Origin of the sequence: Microbacterium hydrocarbonoxydans, assembly GCF_000956475.1 — a bacterium.
GTDB classification, from domain to species: domain Bacteria; phylum Actinomycetota; class Actinomycetes; order Actinomycetales; family Microbacteriaceae; genus Microbacterium; species Microbacterium hydrocarbonoxydans_A.
Map to the genome: position 1 here is coordinate 22,296 of NZ_JYJB01000005.1, position 17,314 is coordinate 39,609.

At 68.9% G+C, this 17,314-nt stretch carries 14 protein-coding genes; 5 read left to right on the top strand and 9 right to left on the bottom strand.

Annotation, left to right across the window (positions count from 1 at the left end; all coding sequences use genetic code 11):
* Nucleotides 1-33: 33 nt before the first annotated feature.
* From RS84_RS02390 to gabT, 6 genes are all read right to left on the bottom strand, one after another.
* Nucleotides 34-1,395 carry an NAD-dependent succinate-semialdehyde dehydrogenase gene (locus RS84_RS02390; protein WP_045256176.1) on the bottom strand — a complete coding sequence of 454 codons (1,362 nt, stop codon included), beginning with the start codon at nt 1,393-1,395 and terminating at the stop codon, nt 34-36.
* A gap of 64 nt (nt 1,396-1,459) precedes the next feature.
* On the bottom strand, nt 1,460-2,926 hold the full coding sequence (locus RS84_RS02395; protein ID WP_045256177.1) for an NAD-dependent succinate-semialdehyde dehydrogenase: 1,467 nt from the start codon (nt 2,924-2,926) through the stop codon (nt 1,460-1,462).
* A 30-nt stretch (nt 2,927-2,956) separates the two neighbouring features.
* Nucleotides 2,957-4,483, bottom strand: a complete 1,527-nt coding sequence (locus tag RS84_RS02400; RefSeq protein WP_045256178.1) for an APC family permease — start codon at nt 4,481-4,483, stop codon at nt 2,957-2,959.
* Complete coding sequence (locus RS84_RS02405; protein WP_045256179.1) at nt 4,483-5,367, bottom strand: universal stress protein; 885 nt, start codon at nt 5,365-5,367, stop codon at nt 4,483-4,485. The genes RS84_RS02400 and RS84_RS02405 overlap by 1 nt, the downstream gene beginning before the upstream one ends.
* Entirely contained in the window at nt 5,367-6,731 is a 1,365-nt protein-coding gene (locus tag RS84_RS02410) for a flavin monoamine oxidase family protein (protein ID WP_045256180.1), read from the bottom strand. The genes RS84_RS02405 and RS84_RS02410 overlap by 1 nt, the downstream gene beginning before the upstream one ends.
* Before the next feature lie 89 nt (nt 6,732-6,820).
* The gene (gabT, locus tag RS84_RS02415; protein ID WP_045256181.1) at nt 6,821-8,182 is read right to left on the bottom strand and encodes a 4-aminobutyrate--2-oxoglutarate transaminase; all 1,362 of its coding nucleotides are present in this window, start codon (nt 8,180-8,182) and stop codon (nt 6,821-6,823) included.
* Nucleotides 8,183-8,323: 141 nt separating this feature from the next.
* Between gabT and RS84_RS02420 the strand changes: the two genes are divergently transcribed.
* Nucleotides 8,324-9,835 (top strand): PucR family transcriptional regulator, encoded by a 1,512-nt coding sequence (locus RS84_RS02420; protein ID WP_045256397.1) that lies wholly within the window; start codon nt 8,324-8,326, stop codon nt 9,833-9,835.
* A gap of 29 nt (nt 9,836-9,864) precedes the next feature.
* On the opposite strand, the gene RS84_RS02425 is transcribed toward RS84_RS02420, so the two are convergent.
* A complete protein-coding gene (locus tag RS84_RS02425; protein ID WP_045256182.1) occupies nt 9,865-10,569 on the bottom strand; it encodes an MBL fold metallo-hydrolase in 705 nt (234 codons plus the stop codon).
* A 55-nt stretch (nt 10,570-10,624) separates the two neighbouring features.
* Between RS84_RS02425 and RS84_RS02430 the strand changes: the two genes are divergently transcribed.
* Entirely contained in the window at nt 10,625-11,182 is a 558-nt protein-coding gene (locus RS84_RS02430; RefSeq protein ID WP_045256183.1) for a TetR/AcrR family transcriptional regulator, read from the top strand.
* A gap of 6 nt (nt 11,183-11,188) precedes the next feature.
* On the opposite strand, the gene RS84_RS02435 is transcribed toward RS84_RS02430, so the two are convergent.
* Nucleotides 11,189-12,640 carry a helix-turn-helix domain-containing protein gene (locus RS84_RS02435; protein ID WP_045256184.1) on the bottom strand — a complete coding sequence of 484 codons (1,452 nt, stop codon included), beginning with the start codon at nt 12,638-12,640 and terminating at the stop codon, nt 11,189-11,191.
* Nucleotides 12,641-12,780: 140 nt separating this feature from the next.
* Between RS84_RS02435 and aceB the strand changes: the two genes are divergently transcribed.
* From aceB to RS84_RS02450, 3 genes are all read left to right on the top strand, one after another.
* Entirely contained in the window at nt 12,781-14,427 is a 1,647-nt protein-coding gene (aceB, locus tag RS84_RS02440; RefSeq protein ID WP_045256185.1) for a malate synthase A, read from the top strand.
* A gap of 28 nt (nt 14,428-14,455) precedes the next feature.
* The gene (locus RS84_RS02445; protein ID WP_045256186.1) at nt 14,456-16,051 is read left to right on the top strand and encodes an isocitrate lyase; all 1,596 of its coding nucleotides are present in this window, start codon (nt 14,456-14,458) and stop codon (nt 16,049-16,051) included.
* Nucleotides 16,052-16,180: 129 nt separating this feature from the next.
* Nucleotides 16,181-16,612: a hypothetical protein gene (locus RS84_RS02450; RefSeq protein WP_045256187.1), complete on the top strand. Its 432-nt coding sequence runs from the start codon at nt 16,181-16,183 to the stop codon at nt 16,610-16,612.
* 118 nt (nt 16,613-16,730) lie between these two features.
* Here the strand turns inward: RS84_RS02450 and RS84_RS02455 are convergent, their stop codons facing one another.
* A complete protein-coding gene (locus RS84_RS02455) occupies nt 16,731-17,240 on the bottom strand; it encodes an Lrp/AsnC family transcriptional regulator (RefSeq protein ID WP_045256188.1) in 510 nt (169 codons plus the stop codon).
* Nucleotides 17,241-17,314 lie beyond the last annotated feature (74 nt).

The window sequence follows — 17,314 nt, forward strand, 5'->3', positions numbered from 1 at the left end:
CACGGCATCCGACCCCGCCTTCGTTAGACGCGCTCAGGCGACCCGGATGAGCTTCTTGTTGACGAACTCGTCCGCGGCCAGGTAGCCCAGCTCGCGGGCCGTGCCGCTGCGCTTGATACCGCCGAAAGGCAGCTCGGGGCTGTCCGCCAGCACGAGGTTGACGTAGACCATGCCGGCCTCGATCCGGTCGGCGACGCGCTGCGCCTGCTCGGCGTCGGTCGTGAAGACGTACGAGCCGAGGCCGAACGAGGTGTCGTTCGCGAGCTCGACCGCCGCATCCTCGTCGGCGACGCGGTACACGACCGCTGCCGGGCCGAAGAGCTCCTCGCGGTAGACGTTCATCTCCGGCGTCACGTCGGCGAGCACGGTCGGCTCGAAGAAGGCCCCCTCGCGGCTGCCGCCGGTGAGCACAGTCGCCCCCTGCTCCACAGCCTGGTCGATCTGCTTCTGCAGGTTCGCCGCCGCGGTCTCCGACGAGACGGGGCCGAGCACGGTGTCCTCGAGGGTCGGGTCGCTGGGCTTGACGGCGGCCATGGCCGCGGTGAACTTCTCGACGAAGGCGTCGTAGAGCCCGTCGACCACGATGAAGCGCTTCGCGCCGTTGCAGGCCTGGCCGTTGTTGTCCAGGCGGGCGTCGACCCCGGCCTGCACCGTGGCGTCGAGGTCGTCGGTGGACAGCACGATGAACGGGTCGGATCCGCCCAGCTCGAGCGCGACCTTCTTGAGGTTGCGGCCGGCGACCTCGGCGACGGCGGCGCCTGCGCGCTCCGAACCGGTCACCGAGACCCCTTGCACGCGCGGGTCGGCGATGATGGTCGCCGCCTGCTCGTTGGTCGCGTACACGTTGACGTAGCCGCCGTCGGGCAGGCCGGCATCTCGGTAGATCGCCTCGATCGCCGCAGCCGACTCCGGGCACTGCGGAGCGTGCTTGAGGATGATCGTGTTGCCGACCGCGAGGTTGGGCGCCGCGAAGCGGGCGACCTGGTACGCCGGGAAGTTCCACGGCATGATGCCCAGCAGTGCGCCCAGCGGCGAACGGCGCACGACAGCAGTGCCGTCGCCGAGGATGTCCAGCGGCTGATCGGACGTGATCCTGTCGATGTTGTCTGCGTAGAACTCGACGATGTCCGCGGCGAACTCGACCTCGCCGACCGCGGCGGCGATCGGCTTGCCCATCTCGCGCACGATGATCGCGCCCAGTTCGTCTTTGCGCTCGCGGTGCAGCTCGGCGATGCGGCGGATGACGGCGGCGCGATCGGCCGGCGAGGTCGCCGCCCATGTGCGGGCCGCAGACGCGGCGCGGGCGACGGCATCCTCGATCTGCGCGTCGGTGAAGGTCTCGTAGGTGGCAACGGTCTCGCCCGTTGCCGGGTTGACGACGGCGTAGTCGCTCATGTGGGTGGTCCTTTCGTTCATCGGGACCCTTCGACAGGCTCAGGGACCCAGAAACCGGCAGAGGTCAGGCGACCGGGATCAGCGTGTACTTGGTGGACAGGTATTCGTGGATGCCCTCGAAACCGCCCTCGCGGCCGACGCCGGACTGCTTGACGCCGCCGAAGGGAGCCGCCGCATTCGACACGACGCCCACGTTCAGACCCATCATGCCGGTCTCGAGCTTGTCGATCATCCGCTGCCCGCGCTGCAGGTTCTCGGTGAACACGTACGACACGAGGCCGTACTCGGTGTCGTTGGCGAGGCGCACAGCCTCATCCTCGCTCTCGAAGGTCGCGATCGCGAGCACCGGGCCGAAGATCTCCTCGCGGAGGATCGCCGAGCCGGGAACGACGTCGGTGAGCACGGTGGGCTCGTAGAACGTGCCGGTGCCCTCGAGAGCCTTGCCGCCGGCGAGCAGCCTGGCGCCCTTGTCCACGGCGTCGCCCACGAGCTCGGCGGCCTTGGCGACGGCATCCTGGTCGATGAGCGGTCCGATCGCGACGCCCTCCTCGGTGCCGCGGCCGATCTTCATGGCGTTGACCCGCTCGGTCACGCGGCGGCCGAACTCCGCGGCGACGTCCTTGTGCACGATGAAGCGGTTCGCGGCCGTGCAGGCCTGACCGATGTTGCGGAACTTCGCAGCCAGTGCGCCCTCCACGGCCTTGTCGAGGTCTGCATCCTCGAACACGACGAACGGGGCGTTGCCGCCGAGCTCCATCGACACGCGCAGCACGCCCTCGGCGGCCTGAGCGATGAGCTTGCGGCCGACCTCTGTCGATCCGGTGAACGACAGCTTGCGCAGACGCGGGTCGGCGATGATCGGGGCCGACAGCGCACTCGAACGCGAGGTCTGCACGACGTTCACGACGCCCTTGGGCAGGCCCGCCTTCTCCAGCAGCGTGGTGAAGAACATCGTGGTGAGCGGGGTGAGTGCCGGGGGCTTGATCACGACGGTGCATCCCGCGGCGAGCGCAGGGGCGATCTTGCGGGTCGCCATGGCGAACGGGAAGTTCCACGGCGTCACGAAGAACGACGGGCCCACGGGACGCTGCGACACGACCATGTTGCCAGTGCCCTCGGGGTTCAGGCCGTAGCGGCCGGCGATGCGCACGGCCTCCTCGCTGAACCACCGCAGGAACTCACCGCCGTAGACGACCTCGCCGCGGGCCTCGGCGAGCGGCTTGCCCATCTCGAGCGTCATCAGCAGCGCCAGGTCCTCCTTGTGCTCCTGCACGAGGTCGAAGGCGCGGCGGAGGATGTCGCTGCGGGTTCGCGGGGCGGTGGCCGCCCAGGACTCCTGCGCCGCCACGGCGGCGTCGAGGGCGCGGATGCCGTCGGCCGGGGTCGCGTCGGCGATCGTGCGGATCACGTCTCCCGTCGCGGGGTCGTGCACGTCGAACGTGGCACCGGTCTCGCCGTCTACCCACTCGCCGCCGATGAAGAGGCCGGTGGGGATGCTGTCGAGCAGAGCCTGCTCTGTCTGAGTGCTCATGGGTTCTCTTTCTGTGAGTGCGTGCGAGGGTCAGCGACGACGAAGGCTGGGCGGAGCATCCGCCCCCAGCGTCTCGCCGCGGAAGAAGGCGGGCCGGCGGATGGCCTGCCACACCATGATCACGATGCCGACGCCGATGATGCCGACGCCGAGCACGAACACGAGGCCGACGCCGCCGACGCTCGAACCGCTGCCGTAAGCCGGGTCCATCGAGTCGATCAGGGTCGTGACGAACAGCACCGCGAGGATCGCGCCGCCGACGAGCGGGAACAGGAACGTGAAGAAGAAGCTGCGCGCCGAATCGAACCACTGCCGGCGGAAATACCACACGCACGCGAACGCGGTGAGGCCGTAGTAGAAGCAGATCATCATGCCCAGCGACAGGATGGTGTCGGTGAGGACGTTCTCGCTCACCAGTCGCATGACGGCGTAGAACACGCTCGCGACGACGGCGGACACGATGGTCGCGTAGCCGGGCGTGAAGAACCGGGGGCTGACCTTCGCGAACTTCTTCGGCAGCGCGTCGTAGTAGCCCATCGCGAGGAGCGTGCGCGCGGGGCCCACCGCGGTGGACTGCAGCGAGGCCGCGGAGCTGGAGAGAACGGCGAGCGACACGAGGAAGGCGAGCGGACCGAGGATCGGATCGGACAGCGCGAAGAAGACGTTGGCCGAGATGTCCTCGTTGGCGAGCCCCAGCGGGCCGTCTCCGACCCCGGCGAACATGATGAGGCCGATCGAGAGCAGCAGGTACAGGCTCACGACCACGACGACCGTGACCATGGCGGCCCGACCCGGGGTCTTGGTCGGGTCCTTGGTCTCCTCGTTCATCGTGAGCACGACGTCCCAGCCCCAGAAGATGAAGATCGACAGCGAGAGTCCGGCCGCGAAGGCGCTGAACGACGACACCTCGAACGGGTTGAACCACGACCACGAGAACGCGGTGGGATCCGGTGCGTCGCCCTGCACGGCCTTGACGATCGCGACGGTGGCGAAGATCACGAGGACGATCATCTGGAACCCGACCAGGATGTACTGGAACTTCTGGGTGGTCTGCATGTCGCGGTACGACACCAGGGTCGCACCCAGCATGAACAGCAGGCACACGCCGACGTTGATGAACGGGTTGAAGGCGAGATCGGCGATGGCGGCGTTGCCGGTGAGCTGCGAGATCAGCAGGAACAGGAACTCCACCGCGATGCCGGCGAGGTTCGAGAGCACGATCACGGTCGCGGCGATCAGTCCCCAGCCCGTCATCCAGCCGATCCACGGGCCGAATGCACGCACGCCCCATGTGAAGGAGGTTCCCGAGTCGGGGATCGCCCGGTTCAGCTCGCGGTAGCCGAAGGCCGTGAGGAGCATGGGGATGAAGCCGACCAGGATGATCGCGGGCACCTGGGTGCCGACGACCGCGACGGTCGGGCCGAGGGATGCGGTCAGCGTGTAGGCGGGGGCGATGGTCGAGATGCCGATGACGACGGCGCCCACCACGCCGACCGCTCCGACGCTCAGCCCCTTCTGGGAGACGCCGGTGGTGACGGCGGAATCGGTGCTGCTCATCAGCGGGCTCCTGCTTCGGCGCGGGTGCGCGGGACGACGATCATGGGGACGGGCAGTTCGTGCAGCATCTTCGCTGCGGTCGAGCCCAGGAACAGCCTGCGGGGCTGTGCGAGCCGTGACGACCCGACGAGGATGACCTCGCCGGGCAGCCAGGAGAGGTGCGCGACGGCGTCTTCGACGCTGTCGCCGGTGGCCTCTTCGATCGAGGCGCGGATGCCATCGGGCAGCAGCTCCGCTGCGACAGCGAGCACGTCGTGCCCGTGTGCGCCGGTGACGAGGCGGATCATGCCCGTGTCGAGGCCGGGAGGCACGTCGAACGGCACGAGGGACACCAGACGGAGGTCGGTTCCCGCGTCTGCGGCGATCGCGGCGGCCTCGTCGAGCAGCGCCTCAGAGCCCGGGCGGGTGCCGACGGCGACCGTGACGCGCGGCACGACGTGATCGTCCTGCTGGGCGATGCCTGCCGGCGCCAGGGCGACGGGGATGGTCGAGGAGTGCAGCAGCTCGGAGGCGACGCTGCCGAGACGGTGGCGCCCGAAGAGGCCTCCCCCGGCTGCGCCGACCACGATCAGGCGGGCGCCGAACTCCTCGCCGGCGGCCACGAGGCCTTCGGCGAACGACTCGCCGAAGCGCACGTGACCGGAACTCGTGATGCCCGGGGGCAGAGCGGCGACGGCATCCGTCAGCCACTTCTTGCCCTGGGCGCGGATGTGCTCCTCGTAGGCCCGTTCAGGCGGGACCATGGCGCTGCGCGTCCCCTCGGAAGGAAGGACGATCACGAGGTGCAGGGTGGCGTCGAGGCTGCGCGCGAGGCGCGCGCCGAGCGCTGCCGCGTCGGCTCCGGCATCCGTCGCCGTGTAGCCGACGACGATGGCGCCGCTCATCAGCCGGCGTCGCGGCTCGAGGCCACGATGTTCGAGGCCGCCAGGTGACCCATGCGGATCGCTCCGTCGACGTGCTGGTAGCCGGCTCCGGCGAGGTCGCTGCAGGCGAAGTGGATCGGGCCCACGGGTGTGCGCAGGTCGGCGCCGTAGCGGTGCAGACCGCCCATGTCGAAGCTCGCGGCGTACGCGCCGCGGGTCCACTCCTCGGTGCCCCAGTCGCTCTCGTAGTACACGACCGGGTTCTTCGCCTCCGGGCCGTAGTAGTGCGAGAGAGACTCGAGGATGCGCTCCTTGCGCTCCTCCGCGGTCAGCGTGAACAGGTCGTCGGCGTTCTGGTCGCTGACGAAGCCGACGAGCGTGCCGCGCTCGTCGCCGTGGTTGGTGTTGTCGTAGGCCTCGTGGCACAGCTCGTACGGGCTGAACGCGGTCGCGCTCAGTCCGCTCTCGCGCCAGAACGGGCGGTCGTAGACCGCGTGCACCTTGATCACGAAGCCCATGGACAGGTGCTGGTGCATCTGGTGCTGCCGACGAGGAAGGGCGGGCACGAAGGAGATGCGGTTGTAGAGCACAGGGGCGAACGCGAGGATCGCGTAGCGCGCCTTGACCGTCATCTGGTCGGTGGTGGCGATCACGCCCGCGTCGGACCACTCGAGCGTGCGCACCGGCTGGTTCAGGAAGACGTCGTCGCCGAGACGCTCAGCCAGCAGCTGCGGAACCTGCTGCAGGCCGCCGACGACGCGCTTGTCGAGGATGAAGTCGGCGTCGACGAGGTTCGAGTAGGAGCCGGCGGATGCCGCCATCAGCAGCGACTGCAGGAGCGAGAACGCATGCGTCGGCTTGGTGAGCATGGCGGAGCCGGTGGCGAAGGCGAGGTTGCGGACGGCCTCGTCGTCGTCGGTCTGCTCGCGCAGCCAGGCGTCCCAGGTGATCGTGTCCCACTCCTCGGCCTTCGGATGCGCCCAGGGCTGGTCGGGATCGATCTCGGCGACCATGGCGTCGAGGCGCTCGGTGATGTCGGCGATGACCTTCTCGGTCGCCTCCGACACCGGGAACATCTCGCCCGTGAAGCGGTGCACCTGGCCGTCGGGGCCGACGTACACGCTGTCGCCCTCGCGGTAGCGGCTGTAGGTCTCGAGCCCCAGCTCCGCGATCGTGTCCTTGAGCGCGTCCTGATCGGGCGACACCCACTGTCCGCCGATCTCGAGCATGGCGCCCTCGATGACGTCGGTCCACAGGCGTCCGCCCACGCGGTCGCGCGCCTCCAGCACCGCCACCGAGAGGCCGGCCTTGCGCAGGTCGTTGGCGGCGGTGGTGCCCGCGGCCCCGGCGCCGATGATCAGTACGTCACGGGTGATCTCAGTCATCGTGCAACTCCTTTGTCATGAAGAGAATGTGCCGGCCGCGACTCGAAATCCCCCGACACGAGTCGCGGCCGGACGTTTGTGGTGTCGGCTCAGACGGCCGAGAGTGCCGCCGCGACGACGTCAAGGCCCTCGTTCAGAAGGTCGTCGCCGATCGAGAGCGGGGGCAGGAAGCGGATGACGTTGCCGTAGGTTCCGCAGGTGAGGACGATCACTCCCTGGGCGATGCACGCCTTGGCGACGGCTGCGGTGAGCGCGGCATCCGGAGCCTTGGTCTCCGGGTCGACGAACTCGGCGGCGATCATCGCGCCGTGACCGCGGATGTCGCCGATCCGGGCGTCGGACTGCTGAATTCCGGCGAGGCGGCCCTTCAGGAGCTCGCCGATCTCGCGCGCGCGCTCGATCATCCCGTCGTTCTCGAAGACGTCGATCGCGGCGAGCGCCGCGGCGCAGGCGATCGGGTTGCCGCCGTAGGTGCCGCCAAGGCCACCCGAGTGCGAGGCATCCATGATCTCGGCGCGGCCGGTGACCGCGGCGAGCGGAAGACCGCCGGCGATGCCCTTGGCCGTCGTGATCAGGTCGGGCTCGATGCCGAAGATCTCGCTGGCGAACATCGCTCCGGTGCGGGCGAATCCGGTCTGCACCTCGTCGGCGATGAAGACGACGCCGTTCGCGCGGCACCAGTCGACGATCGCGGGGAGGAACCCGTCGGCGGGGACGATGAAGCCGCCCTCGCCCTGGATCGGCTCGATGATGACGGCGGCGAGGTTGTCGGCGCCGATCTGCTTCTCGAGCTGGAGGATCGCGCGGGCCGCAGCGTCCGCGCCGCTGAGTCCGTCACGGAAGGGGTACGACGCGGTGGCGCGGTACACCTCGGGCGCGAACGGGCCGAAGCCGCTCTTGTAGGGCATCGACTTGGCGGTCAGCGCCATGGTCAGGTTGGTGCGGCCGTGGTAGCCGTGGTCGAAGGCCACGACGGCTTGGCGGCCCGTGTGCTTGCGGGCGATCTTGATCGCGTTCTCGACGGCCTCTGCGCCGGAGTTGAACAGGGCGCTCTTCTTCGCGAAGTCGCCCGGGGTGACGCGATTGAGCGCCTCCGCGACCTCGATGTACGACTCGTACGGCGAGATCATGAAGCAGGTGTGCGTGAACTGGGCGGCCTGAGCGGCGACGGCGGCGGCGACCTTCGGGTGCGCGTTGCCGACCGTGGTGACCGCGATGCCGGAGCCCAGGTCGATGAGGGAGTTTCCGTCGGCGTCGACGACGACTCCGCCGCCGGCCGCGACAGTCGCGACGGGAACCGTGTGGCCGACGCCGGCGGCGACGGCATCCGCCTTGCGGGCGAGGATCTCCGCCGAGCGAGGCCCGGGGAGCTCGGTCACGATCCGACGCTCCTGAGGGAGGTCGGGTCCGCCGAGAGGAACTGCAACAGCTGCGGTGTCGAGGAGTGCCATGTCGGCGAGCGTATGCCGCCGCCCTTCCCTCGCGCATTCGCCGGACTGTATAATCTGCAGATAGGAATCGCCGAGCTGTACAAAACCTGGCGGCGAGCCGACGACTCGAGCCGAGACACATCCGACCAGAGACGGGGCCGCGTGCCGACATCCGAACAGCCCACGCTGCGCGCCCTGCTGCGACGACGCGACCTCGGCCTGACCCTCGTCTCCACAGAGGAGGATCTGCCCGAGGGTGCTCTCGACCGCTCGCTGCGCTGGGTGCACAGCTCCGATCTGGCCGATCCGACCCCCTTCCTCTCCGAGGACCTCGCACTTCTGACGACGGGCACGCAGTTCGATCGCGACGACTCCGACATCGACATGTACGTCCAGAGGCTGTCGGATCGCGGTGTGCTCGGCCTCGGTTTCGGCACCGATGTGCACCGCTCCGGCATCCCGGACGAGCTCCTCGTCGCCTGCGCCGCTCACGGCATGCCCCTGTTCGAGGTGCCGTACCGCACCCCGTTCATCGCCGTCGCCCGCGCGCATTCCGAGGCGATCGCCGCCCAGGCCTACGCCCGCCGATCATGGGCGCTGGACGCGCAGAGGGCGCTCGCCCTCGCCGCCCTCCGGCCGCGCGGCCTCGACGCCACGCTCACAGAGCTCGGGCGCCGACTGGACGCCTGGACGGGCATGTACGACGCGACCGGCGCGCTGCAGTTCGCGCAGCCTCGCGACGGATTGCCGCCGGAGACACTCGCCAGCCTCGGCGAGCGCGTGATGGAGGTGCTCACCCGGGGGCTCGAGGCAGGACAGGCGCTGTCGATCGACGAGCAGACCTTCATGCTGTTCACGGTGGGGCGCGGCGGACACCTGCGCGGAGTGATCGCACTCGGCATCGACACCCTCGACCCCGAGGCCCGCACCGTCGTCACCTCGGTCATCGCGATGGCCGGTCTCGCCCTCGAGCAGAGCGATCAGCTGGCGCGCAGTCGCCGGCGCCTGCACACGCAGCTGCTCGGGTCGCTGCGCAGCGACGACCCCTCGCTCGCTCGCCGAGTGCTCGGCAGCATTCCGCCGGCGCCCATGGTGGTGGCCGTGGCGGCGGATGCTCCGGCCGGCCCCCTCGCCGACTGGTGGGAGCGGCGGCGCTCCGAGCACGGCACCGCGTCCTTCGTCGCCGAATCCGACGACGGCGTGGTGATCTGCCTGTCCGCAGGCGACGAAGCGCTCCTCGACGACGTCGCGTCGCGCTTCGGCATCCGCATCGGCGTCTCCGAGCCCGAGCCCTACGATGCCTTCTCACGCGCTCACGCGCAGGCGCTCACTGTTCTGCGCCAGCAGGGCGACGCAGGCGCGGTCCGCTATGCCGACACGGTCGGATCGAGCATCCTCAGCGCCCTCGCGACCGATGAGGCGCGCCTGGTGGCGGAGTCGAGACTCGCTCCCCTGCGCGCGCACGACGCGGCGACCGGCGGCGAGCTGGAGAGAACCCTGCGCACATGGCTGGAGCACGACGCGAAGGCCGAGTCCGCCGCCGCCGCGCTCGGTGTGCACCGCCACACGCTGCGGTCGCGGATCGCGCAGGCCGGCGCGCTGCTCGGCGTCGACATGGCCTCGTTCCCCGCCCGCGCCGAGGTGTGGACGCTTCTGCAGACCGCCAGGGATTGAGGGCGTGCCGCGGATGAGCGTGTCCGGCGTCAGCCGCGGGAGTCGAGCTCGTCGAGCAGGGCGGCGACCGTGCCGCGGAACTCCGGTCCGTGGCCGGGGAAGATGCGCGTCTCGGGCAGCTCGCGGAGCTTCTCCAGACTCTTCCTGGTCAGTGCGACGTCTTCGCTGAAGGGCGCGAGCTGCGCGCCGGTCGCTCCGGTGAGCACGTGGCGGGTCGTGATCGCGTCGCCCAGGAACAGCGCATCGACGGCCGGGACGCGAATCGCCGCTGATCCGCCGGTGTGGCCGGGAATCGCGATGATCTCGGGGCGTCCGGGGAGGTCGATCACGTCGCCATCCGCGATCGCACGCACTTCGCGCGGATACCTGGTCCTCAAGCCTCCACGGCGCAGGGCCGCCCACAGGAACTGCAGCGCCGGCCCCAGCCGCCAGGCACCCGCCGGCGCCGTCTTCTTCTCGACGCCGGTCGCGTTGTGAGCGTCGTCATCCAGAACATGGATCGGCACGCCGTGCTGCGACCGCAGCACCTCGGCCACGCCGACATGGTCGCTGTCGCCGTGGGTCAGGATCACGCCGCGGATGTCGTCAAGACCGTGGCCGGCCGACGCGAGCGCCGCGCGGAGGATGCCGAGGTCGCCGGGAAGGCCGGCGTCGATGAGCGTCACGCCCTCGTCCGTCACGATGGCGTGGATCGCGACGATGTCGTCGCCGATGCGGAGAAGCTGAGCTGTCATGACGGCTACGTTACATAGCCTTGATGGCTACAGTCAATAGCCATATGCTGGAGTCATGCCCGCCCCGCAGAGAGTCAGCACCGAGTCGCTCATCGCCACGATCCGCGAGATCGCGGAGAAGGAGGGCGTGGATGCCGTCACGATGAGCTCCGTCGCAGCCGCGGTGGGCGTGCGCGCCCCCAGCCTCTACAAGCGCGCCGCGAACCGGCATGAGCTCCTCCGCCTCGCCGCCGACGATGCGGCCCGAGAGCTCGGGTCCGAGATCGCCGACATCGCCGCGGCATCCGACGATCCGCGCGCGGTGCTGGCCGGCACCGCGCGGGCCCTCCGTGCGCTGGCGACCCGGTCGCCCCGCGTCACCACCCTGCTCTTCTGCGCGCCGCATCCGGCCGCCGACCACTCTCCCGAGATGCTGGCGCCGATCATGGCCGAGCTGCTCGACGCCGTGAGGGCGATCACGCCGGACGACCCGCTCTCGGCCGCACGCACGCTGACGGCGTGGGCGTACGGGTTCTGCACGATGGAGCAGAACGGCGGCTTCCGTCAGGGCGGCGATGTCGACGCTGCTTTCGAGAGGGGCCTCGAGATCGTGCTCCGCGGAATCGCCGGCTGACCGGGCTCACTCCGGGGCGTGCGCCTCCAGGAACTCGTAGACATCGGTCGTGTCGACACCGGGGAACGCGCCGGTCGGAAGGGTCGCCAGGAGGGTCCGCGGCGTCTTCACGTTCGGCCAGGAGTTCTCTCGCCACCGGTCTTCCAGCTCGGCGGGAGCCCTTCGGCAGCACACCTCGACCGAGTGCTTCGACACTCCGCGGTGCGGGGTGTCGCGACCCACGAACCACTTCGTGTCATCGAAGCGCACGCCCACGCTGACCGAATGCAGGCCCTCGCTCGAGGCCTCGACTCGGGCCGTGCACCAGTACGTGCCGTTGCCCGTGTCGGTGTACTGGTAGTACGGGTTGAAGCGGTCGTCCTCGTCGAACACGACACGGCTCGTCCACTTGCGGCAGCACATCTGCCCCTCGATCGCGCCCAGCCGGTCGGTCGGGAAGTTCACGTCGTCGTTCTCGTAGGCCTTCGTGATCGTTCCCGATTCATGCACCTTCAGGAAGTGCACCGGGATGTCGAGATGCCTGGTCGCGAGATTGGTGAAGCGGTGCGCCGCCGTCTCGTACGACACCGAGTAGGCGTCGCGGAGATCTTCGATCGAGATCGCCCGGCGGTTCTTCGCCTCTTTCAGCATCGGGACGACGTGGTCCTCGGGGATGAGCAGCGCGCCGGTCAGGTAGTTCGTCTCCACGCGCTGGCGCAGGAACTCGGCATAGCTGCGCGGCTCGGAGTGCCCCAGGATCCGGCTCGACAGCGCCTGGAGCACCGAGGTGCGCGAGTCGCCCTTCGACTGCGTGCGGCTGGACAGATAGAGCCTGCCGTGGGCGAGGTCGGCCACGCTGCGCGTGGTCTGGGGCAGATCGGGGGCATAGTGCAGCGTGAAGCCGAGATAGGCGGCGACCTCGGATGCCGCGCGCTGCGTCAGCGGACCGCCCGAGTGCCCGACCGCGGTGAGGATCTCGGATGCCTTCGCCTCGAGATCCGCGAAATGGTTGTCCTGCCGGCGCATGAGGTGGCGCAGCTCGACGTTCGCCCGCCGTGCTTCCTCGGGCGTCGCTGCGCGTTCGTCTTTGAGCCGGTCGATCTCGCCATGCAGTGCCAGCAGCGCCTTGAGCGCCTCGGTCGGGAGGCTCTTCGCGATGCGGAAGGGCTCGATGCCGAGAGACCGGAACGTCTGCCCCTTCATCGCGCGCTCGAGCGCGATCTCGATCGCGCTGCGCTCGTCGAGCGGCTCCCCCTCGAGCAAGGCGTCGATCGAGACGCCGAGCGCGCGGGCGATCGCCTGCAGCTGGGTGAGCTTGGGCTCACGCTTGCCCGTCTCGATCATCGACATCTGGCTGGGAGCGCGGTCGACCGCCGCGGCGAGGTCGTCGAGGGTCATGCCGCGCGCGGTGCGGAGCTGGCGGATGCGGCGGCCGATCGTGAGGGCATCGGCGTCTTCTTCGACGAGTGAAGGGACCATGGCGTTGATTCTGTCACAAAAACAGAATTTCTCTTGATCTTCACATCGCTTTTGGTCGGTTGGGGCGTTGAACTTCACTCAGAGTGGACACAAGCCACCCGGCATCCTCGCCGGATCGACCGAAGAAAGGACTTCTGATCATGAGCACTCCCACCATCACCGCCCCGATCCAGACGGCGCAGCAGGGGCCGGCGATCGTCGTCAGCGGTCCGATCCGCGAGCGCTACGACGAGATCCTCACCCCCGAGGCACTCGCGTTCCTCACCGAGCTGCACCACCGCTTCGGCGGACGCCGCCACGACCGCCTGGCCGACCGGATGCGTCGCCGCTTCGAGATCGGCAACGGCCACGACCCGCGCTTCCGGGACGACACGGCTCACATCCGCGAGGACCGCGACTGGCGCGTGGCCGGCGCGGGCCCCGGTCTCGAAGACCGACGCGTCGAGATCACCGGGCCCACCGACCCCAAGATGACGATCAACGCCCTGAACTCCGGCGCCAAGGTCTGGCTGGCCGATCAGGAGGACGCCACCAGCCCCACGTGGAAGAACGTGATCGAGGGCCAGCTGTCTCTGCGAGACGCGATCCGCGGCGAGCTGTCCTTCACATCCCCCGAGGGCAGGGAGTACCGCGTCACGGCGGAGCGGACGCCGACCATCGTGATGCGCCCGCGCGGCTGGCACCTGCCCGAGAAGCACATCGAGTTCACCGACCGCGCAGGTCGGCGGATGTCGGCATCCGGCTCGCTCGTCGACTTCGGCCTCTACTTCCTGCACAACGCGCAGGCTCTGATCGATGCGGGCCGCGGCCCCTACTTCTACATCGCCAAGCTCGAATCCAGTGAGGAGGCGAAGCTGTGGGACGACGTGTTCAGCTTCGCCGAGGAGTACATCGGCATCGCCCACGGCACGATCCGCGCCACGGTTCTCATCGAGACCCTGCCCGCGGCCTTCGAGATGGACGAGATCCTGTACGAGCTGCGAGAGCACTGCGCGGGATTGAACGCGGGCCGCTGGGACTACATCTTCTCGATCATCAAGAACTACCGCGGTCGCGGCGCCCGGTTCGTACTGCCCGACCGCAGCGAGGTCACGATGACGGTTCCGTTCATGCGCGCCTACACCGAGCTGCTGGTGCAGACCTGCCACAAGCGGGGCGCCTTCGCGATCGGCGGCATGAGCGCATTCATCCCGAACCGCCGTGACCCCGAGGTGACCGCCCTGGCGACCTCGAAGGTCTCCGCCGACAAGAAGCGCGAGGCGGGAGACGGCTTCGACGGCACCTGGGTCGCGCACCCCGACCTGATCACGACCGCGCAGGCCGAATTCGACGCCGTGCTCGGAGACCGCCCCAACCAGATCGACCGCCAGCGAGACGACGTCCACGTGACGGCGTCGGATCTGCTCGATCTGCACATCGGACGCCCGATCACCGCGCAGGGCGTGCGCGACAACGTGTCCGTGGCGATCCGCTATCTCGAGGCGTGGCTGCGGGGTCTCGGCGCCGTGGCGATCGACAACCTCATGGAGGATGCCGCGACCGCCGAGATCAGCCGCTCGCAGGTGTGGCAGTGGATCCACCAGGACCGCACCACCGAGGATGGCACCCCCATCACGGCGGAGTACGTCGAGGGCCTGATCCGCGACGTGCTGGCCAGGGCCACCCGTTCGGCGGATGACCGCTTCGACGACGCCGCCGAGATCTTCCGCGAGGTGGCGCTGCACGAGGAGTTCCCCGCCTTCCTCACCCTGGGCGCGTACTCGCGCTACCTCATCGAGAACAACTGACCGCTCACCCACCGACGAAGGATCTGACATGACTCAGTACCAGGACGACATCGACGCCATCCGGGCGCTGAAGGAGGAGCACGGCTCCCCCTGGAACGCCATCGACCCCGAGGCGGCCGCGCGGATGCGAGCGCAGAACCGCTTCCGCACCGGACTCGAGATCGCGCAGTACACGGCCGACATCATGCGTCGCGACATGGCCGAGTACGACGCCGACTCCTCCGTGTACACGCAGTCGCTCGGCGTCTGGCACGGCTTCATCGGGCAGCAGAAGCTCATCTCGATCAAGAAGCACCTGAAGTCGACGAACAAGCGCTACCTGTACCTCTCCGGCTGGATGGTGGCGGCGCTGCGCTCCGAGTTCGGTCCGCTGCCCGATCAGTCGATGCACGAGAAGACGGCCGTCCCCGCGCTGATCGAGGAGCTGTACACGTTCCTCCGTCAGGCCGACGCCCGCGAGCTCGATCTGCTGTTCACCCAGCTCGACGCCGCCCGCGCGGCAGGTGATGACACCGCGGCGGAGTTCATCCAGTCGCAGATCGACGGCTATGAGACCCACGTCGTCCCGATCATCGCCGACATCGACGCGGGCTTCGGCAATCCCGAGGCGACGTACCTGCTGGCCAAGAAGATGATCGAGGCGGGCGCGTGCGCCATCCAGATCGAGAACCAGGTCTCCGACGAGAAGCAGTGCGGACACCAGGACGGCAAGGTCACGGTTCCGCATGAGGACTTCCTCGCGAAGATCAACGCGGTCCGGTACGCGTTCCTCGAGCTCGGCATCGAGAACGGCATCATCGTCGCCCGCACAGACTCTCTCGGCGCGGGTCTCACCCAGAAGCTCGCGGTGTCCCGCGAGCCGGGCGATCTCGGCGACCAGTACAACTCCTTCCTCGATGTCGAGGAGATCGCTGAGGGCGACCTGGGCGACGGCGATGTGGTGATCCGCCGCGAGGGCAGGCTGCTGCGCCCGAAGCGGCTGCCCAGCAACCTCTACCAGTTCCGCCCTGGCACCGGCGAGGAGCGAGTCGTGCTCGACTGCATCACGTCGTTGCGAAACGGCGCCGACCTGCTCTGGATCGAGACGGAGAAGCCCCACGTCGAGCAGATCGCGGGCATGGTCGACGCGATCCGCGAGGAGATCCCGAACGCCAAGCTGGTCTACAACAACAGCCCCTCGTTCAACTGGACGCTGAACTTCCGTCAGCAGGCGTACGACGAGCTCGCGGCGCGAGGCGAGGACGTCTCGGCCTACGACCGCGACAGGCTGATGGGCATCGAGTACGACGACACCGAGCTCGCCCAGCTGGCCGATGAGAAGATCCGCACGTTCCAGCGCGACGGATCGGCGCGCGCCGGGATCTTCCACCACCTCATCACTCTTCCGACCTACCACACGGCGGCGCTGTCGACGGATGACCTTGCCCAAGGCTACTTCGGCGACGAGGGCATGCTCGCCTACGTCAAGGGCGTCCAGCGTCGCGAGATCCGCGGCGGGATCGCCACCGTCAAGCACCAGAACATGGCGGGCTCCGACATCGGCGACAACCACAAGGAGTACTTCGCCGGTGAGGCCGCGCTCAAGGCCGGCGGACAGCACAACACCATGAACCAGTTCGGCTGAGCCCGATCACTCGGAGGCCCCTCGTCCACACCGCGGACGAGGGGCCTCCGCCTGTGGATGAGGGGCATCGCCATCGTGTTCCTCGTCACGCCCGGTCCGCTGTGCGCGCAACAGGCATAGCCTGAGGGCATGAGCGACGTCTGGGCCGGGATCGCCGGCGAGTTCCTGCACCTGTACCCCCGCGGATGCCGTCTTCTCGCCGTGGCGGGAGCGGATGCCGATCGCTCGAGCCGTGCGGCCGATGATCTCGCCGCAGCACTCCGTGATGCCGGTCAGCAGGTGCGGCGGGCGCACAGCGCGGACGGCGATGAGCAGACGCTCCGTGACGACGTGGTCTCTCCGTTCCGCACGGCGCAGGAGCCCGAGGTGCTCGTCGTCTCGGGTCCCGGCATCCTGCTCGCGACGACGGCACGCGGCATGTGGAACTTCGCGGTGTGGCAGCTCGCCGGCGACGAGCCGCCGCACACGGTCGCGAACGCGATCGTCGACGTGACCGACCCCGATGCGCCGACCCGCCGCTTCGCCGACTACTGCGCGGCCCCCGCGTCCTGGGGAGCCTGACCCGTTCTTTCGCCCTGGCGCCCCACCTGACCGTCGACGCCCCACCTGCGGGGCGTCTCTCAGATGGGGCGCGGGCACGCAGGTGGGGCGTCGGCGAGATCGCGAGTTGGCGAATGACTCACCGGAACGACGCCGCGACCGAGTTTCGGTGGTAGTCGAAGACGATGCTCGTGCGCGTCGAGGCGACGCTCGACTGCGCCGACAGGTGCTCCAGCACGAACTCGCGCATCTCCGAGGAGTCCGACACCGCGATGTGCAGCAGGAAGTCGTCGTCTCCGCCGAGGAAGAAGACCTGGATCACCTGCGGCAGCACGCGCACCCGGTCTGCGAACTCGACGATGCTCTCGCGGCGTCCGCTCGGACGCAGCGTGACGCCGATGACCGCCTGGAGTCCGGCGCCCAGCATCCGCTCGTCCACGCTCGCATGGAACCCCGTGATCACGCCCCGCTCGAGCAGCGAGCGCAGTCTGGCGTGCGCGGTCGACGGCGCGACCCCCAGCGTGCCCGCGAGCTCGGCGTTCGTCATGCGCCCGTCGGCGGCGAGCAGGCTCACGATGCGGGCGTCGATCGCATCGAGCGCAGGTGCGCGCAGAGTCTTCGGTTCAGGCCGCTCGGAAGGTGCCTCCATCCGAACGATTATTCAGGATTCGCACGCTCGACGAATAGTCTTCAGTGAATCTTTTCTCACGCCGACGTTTCTGC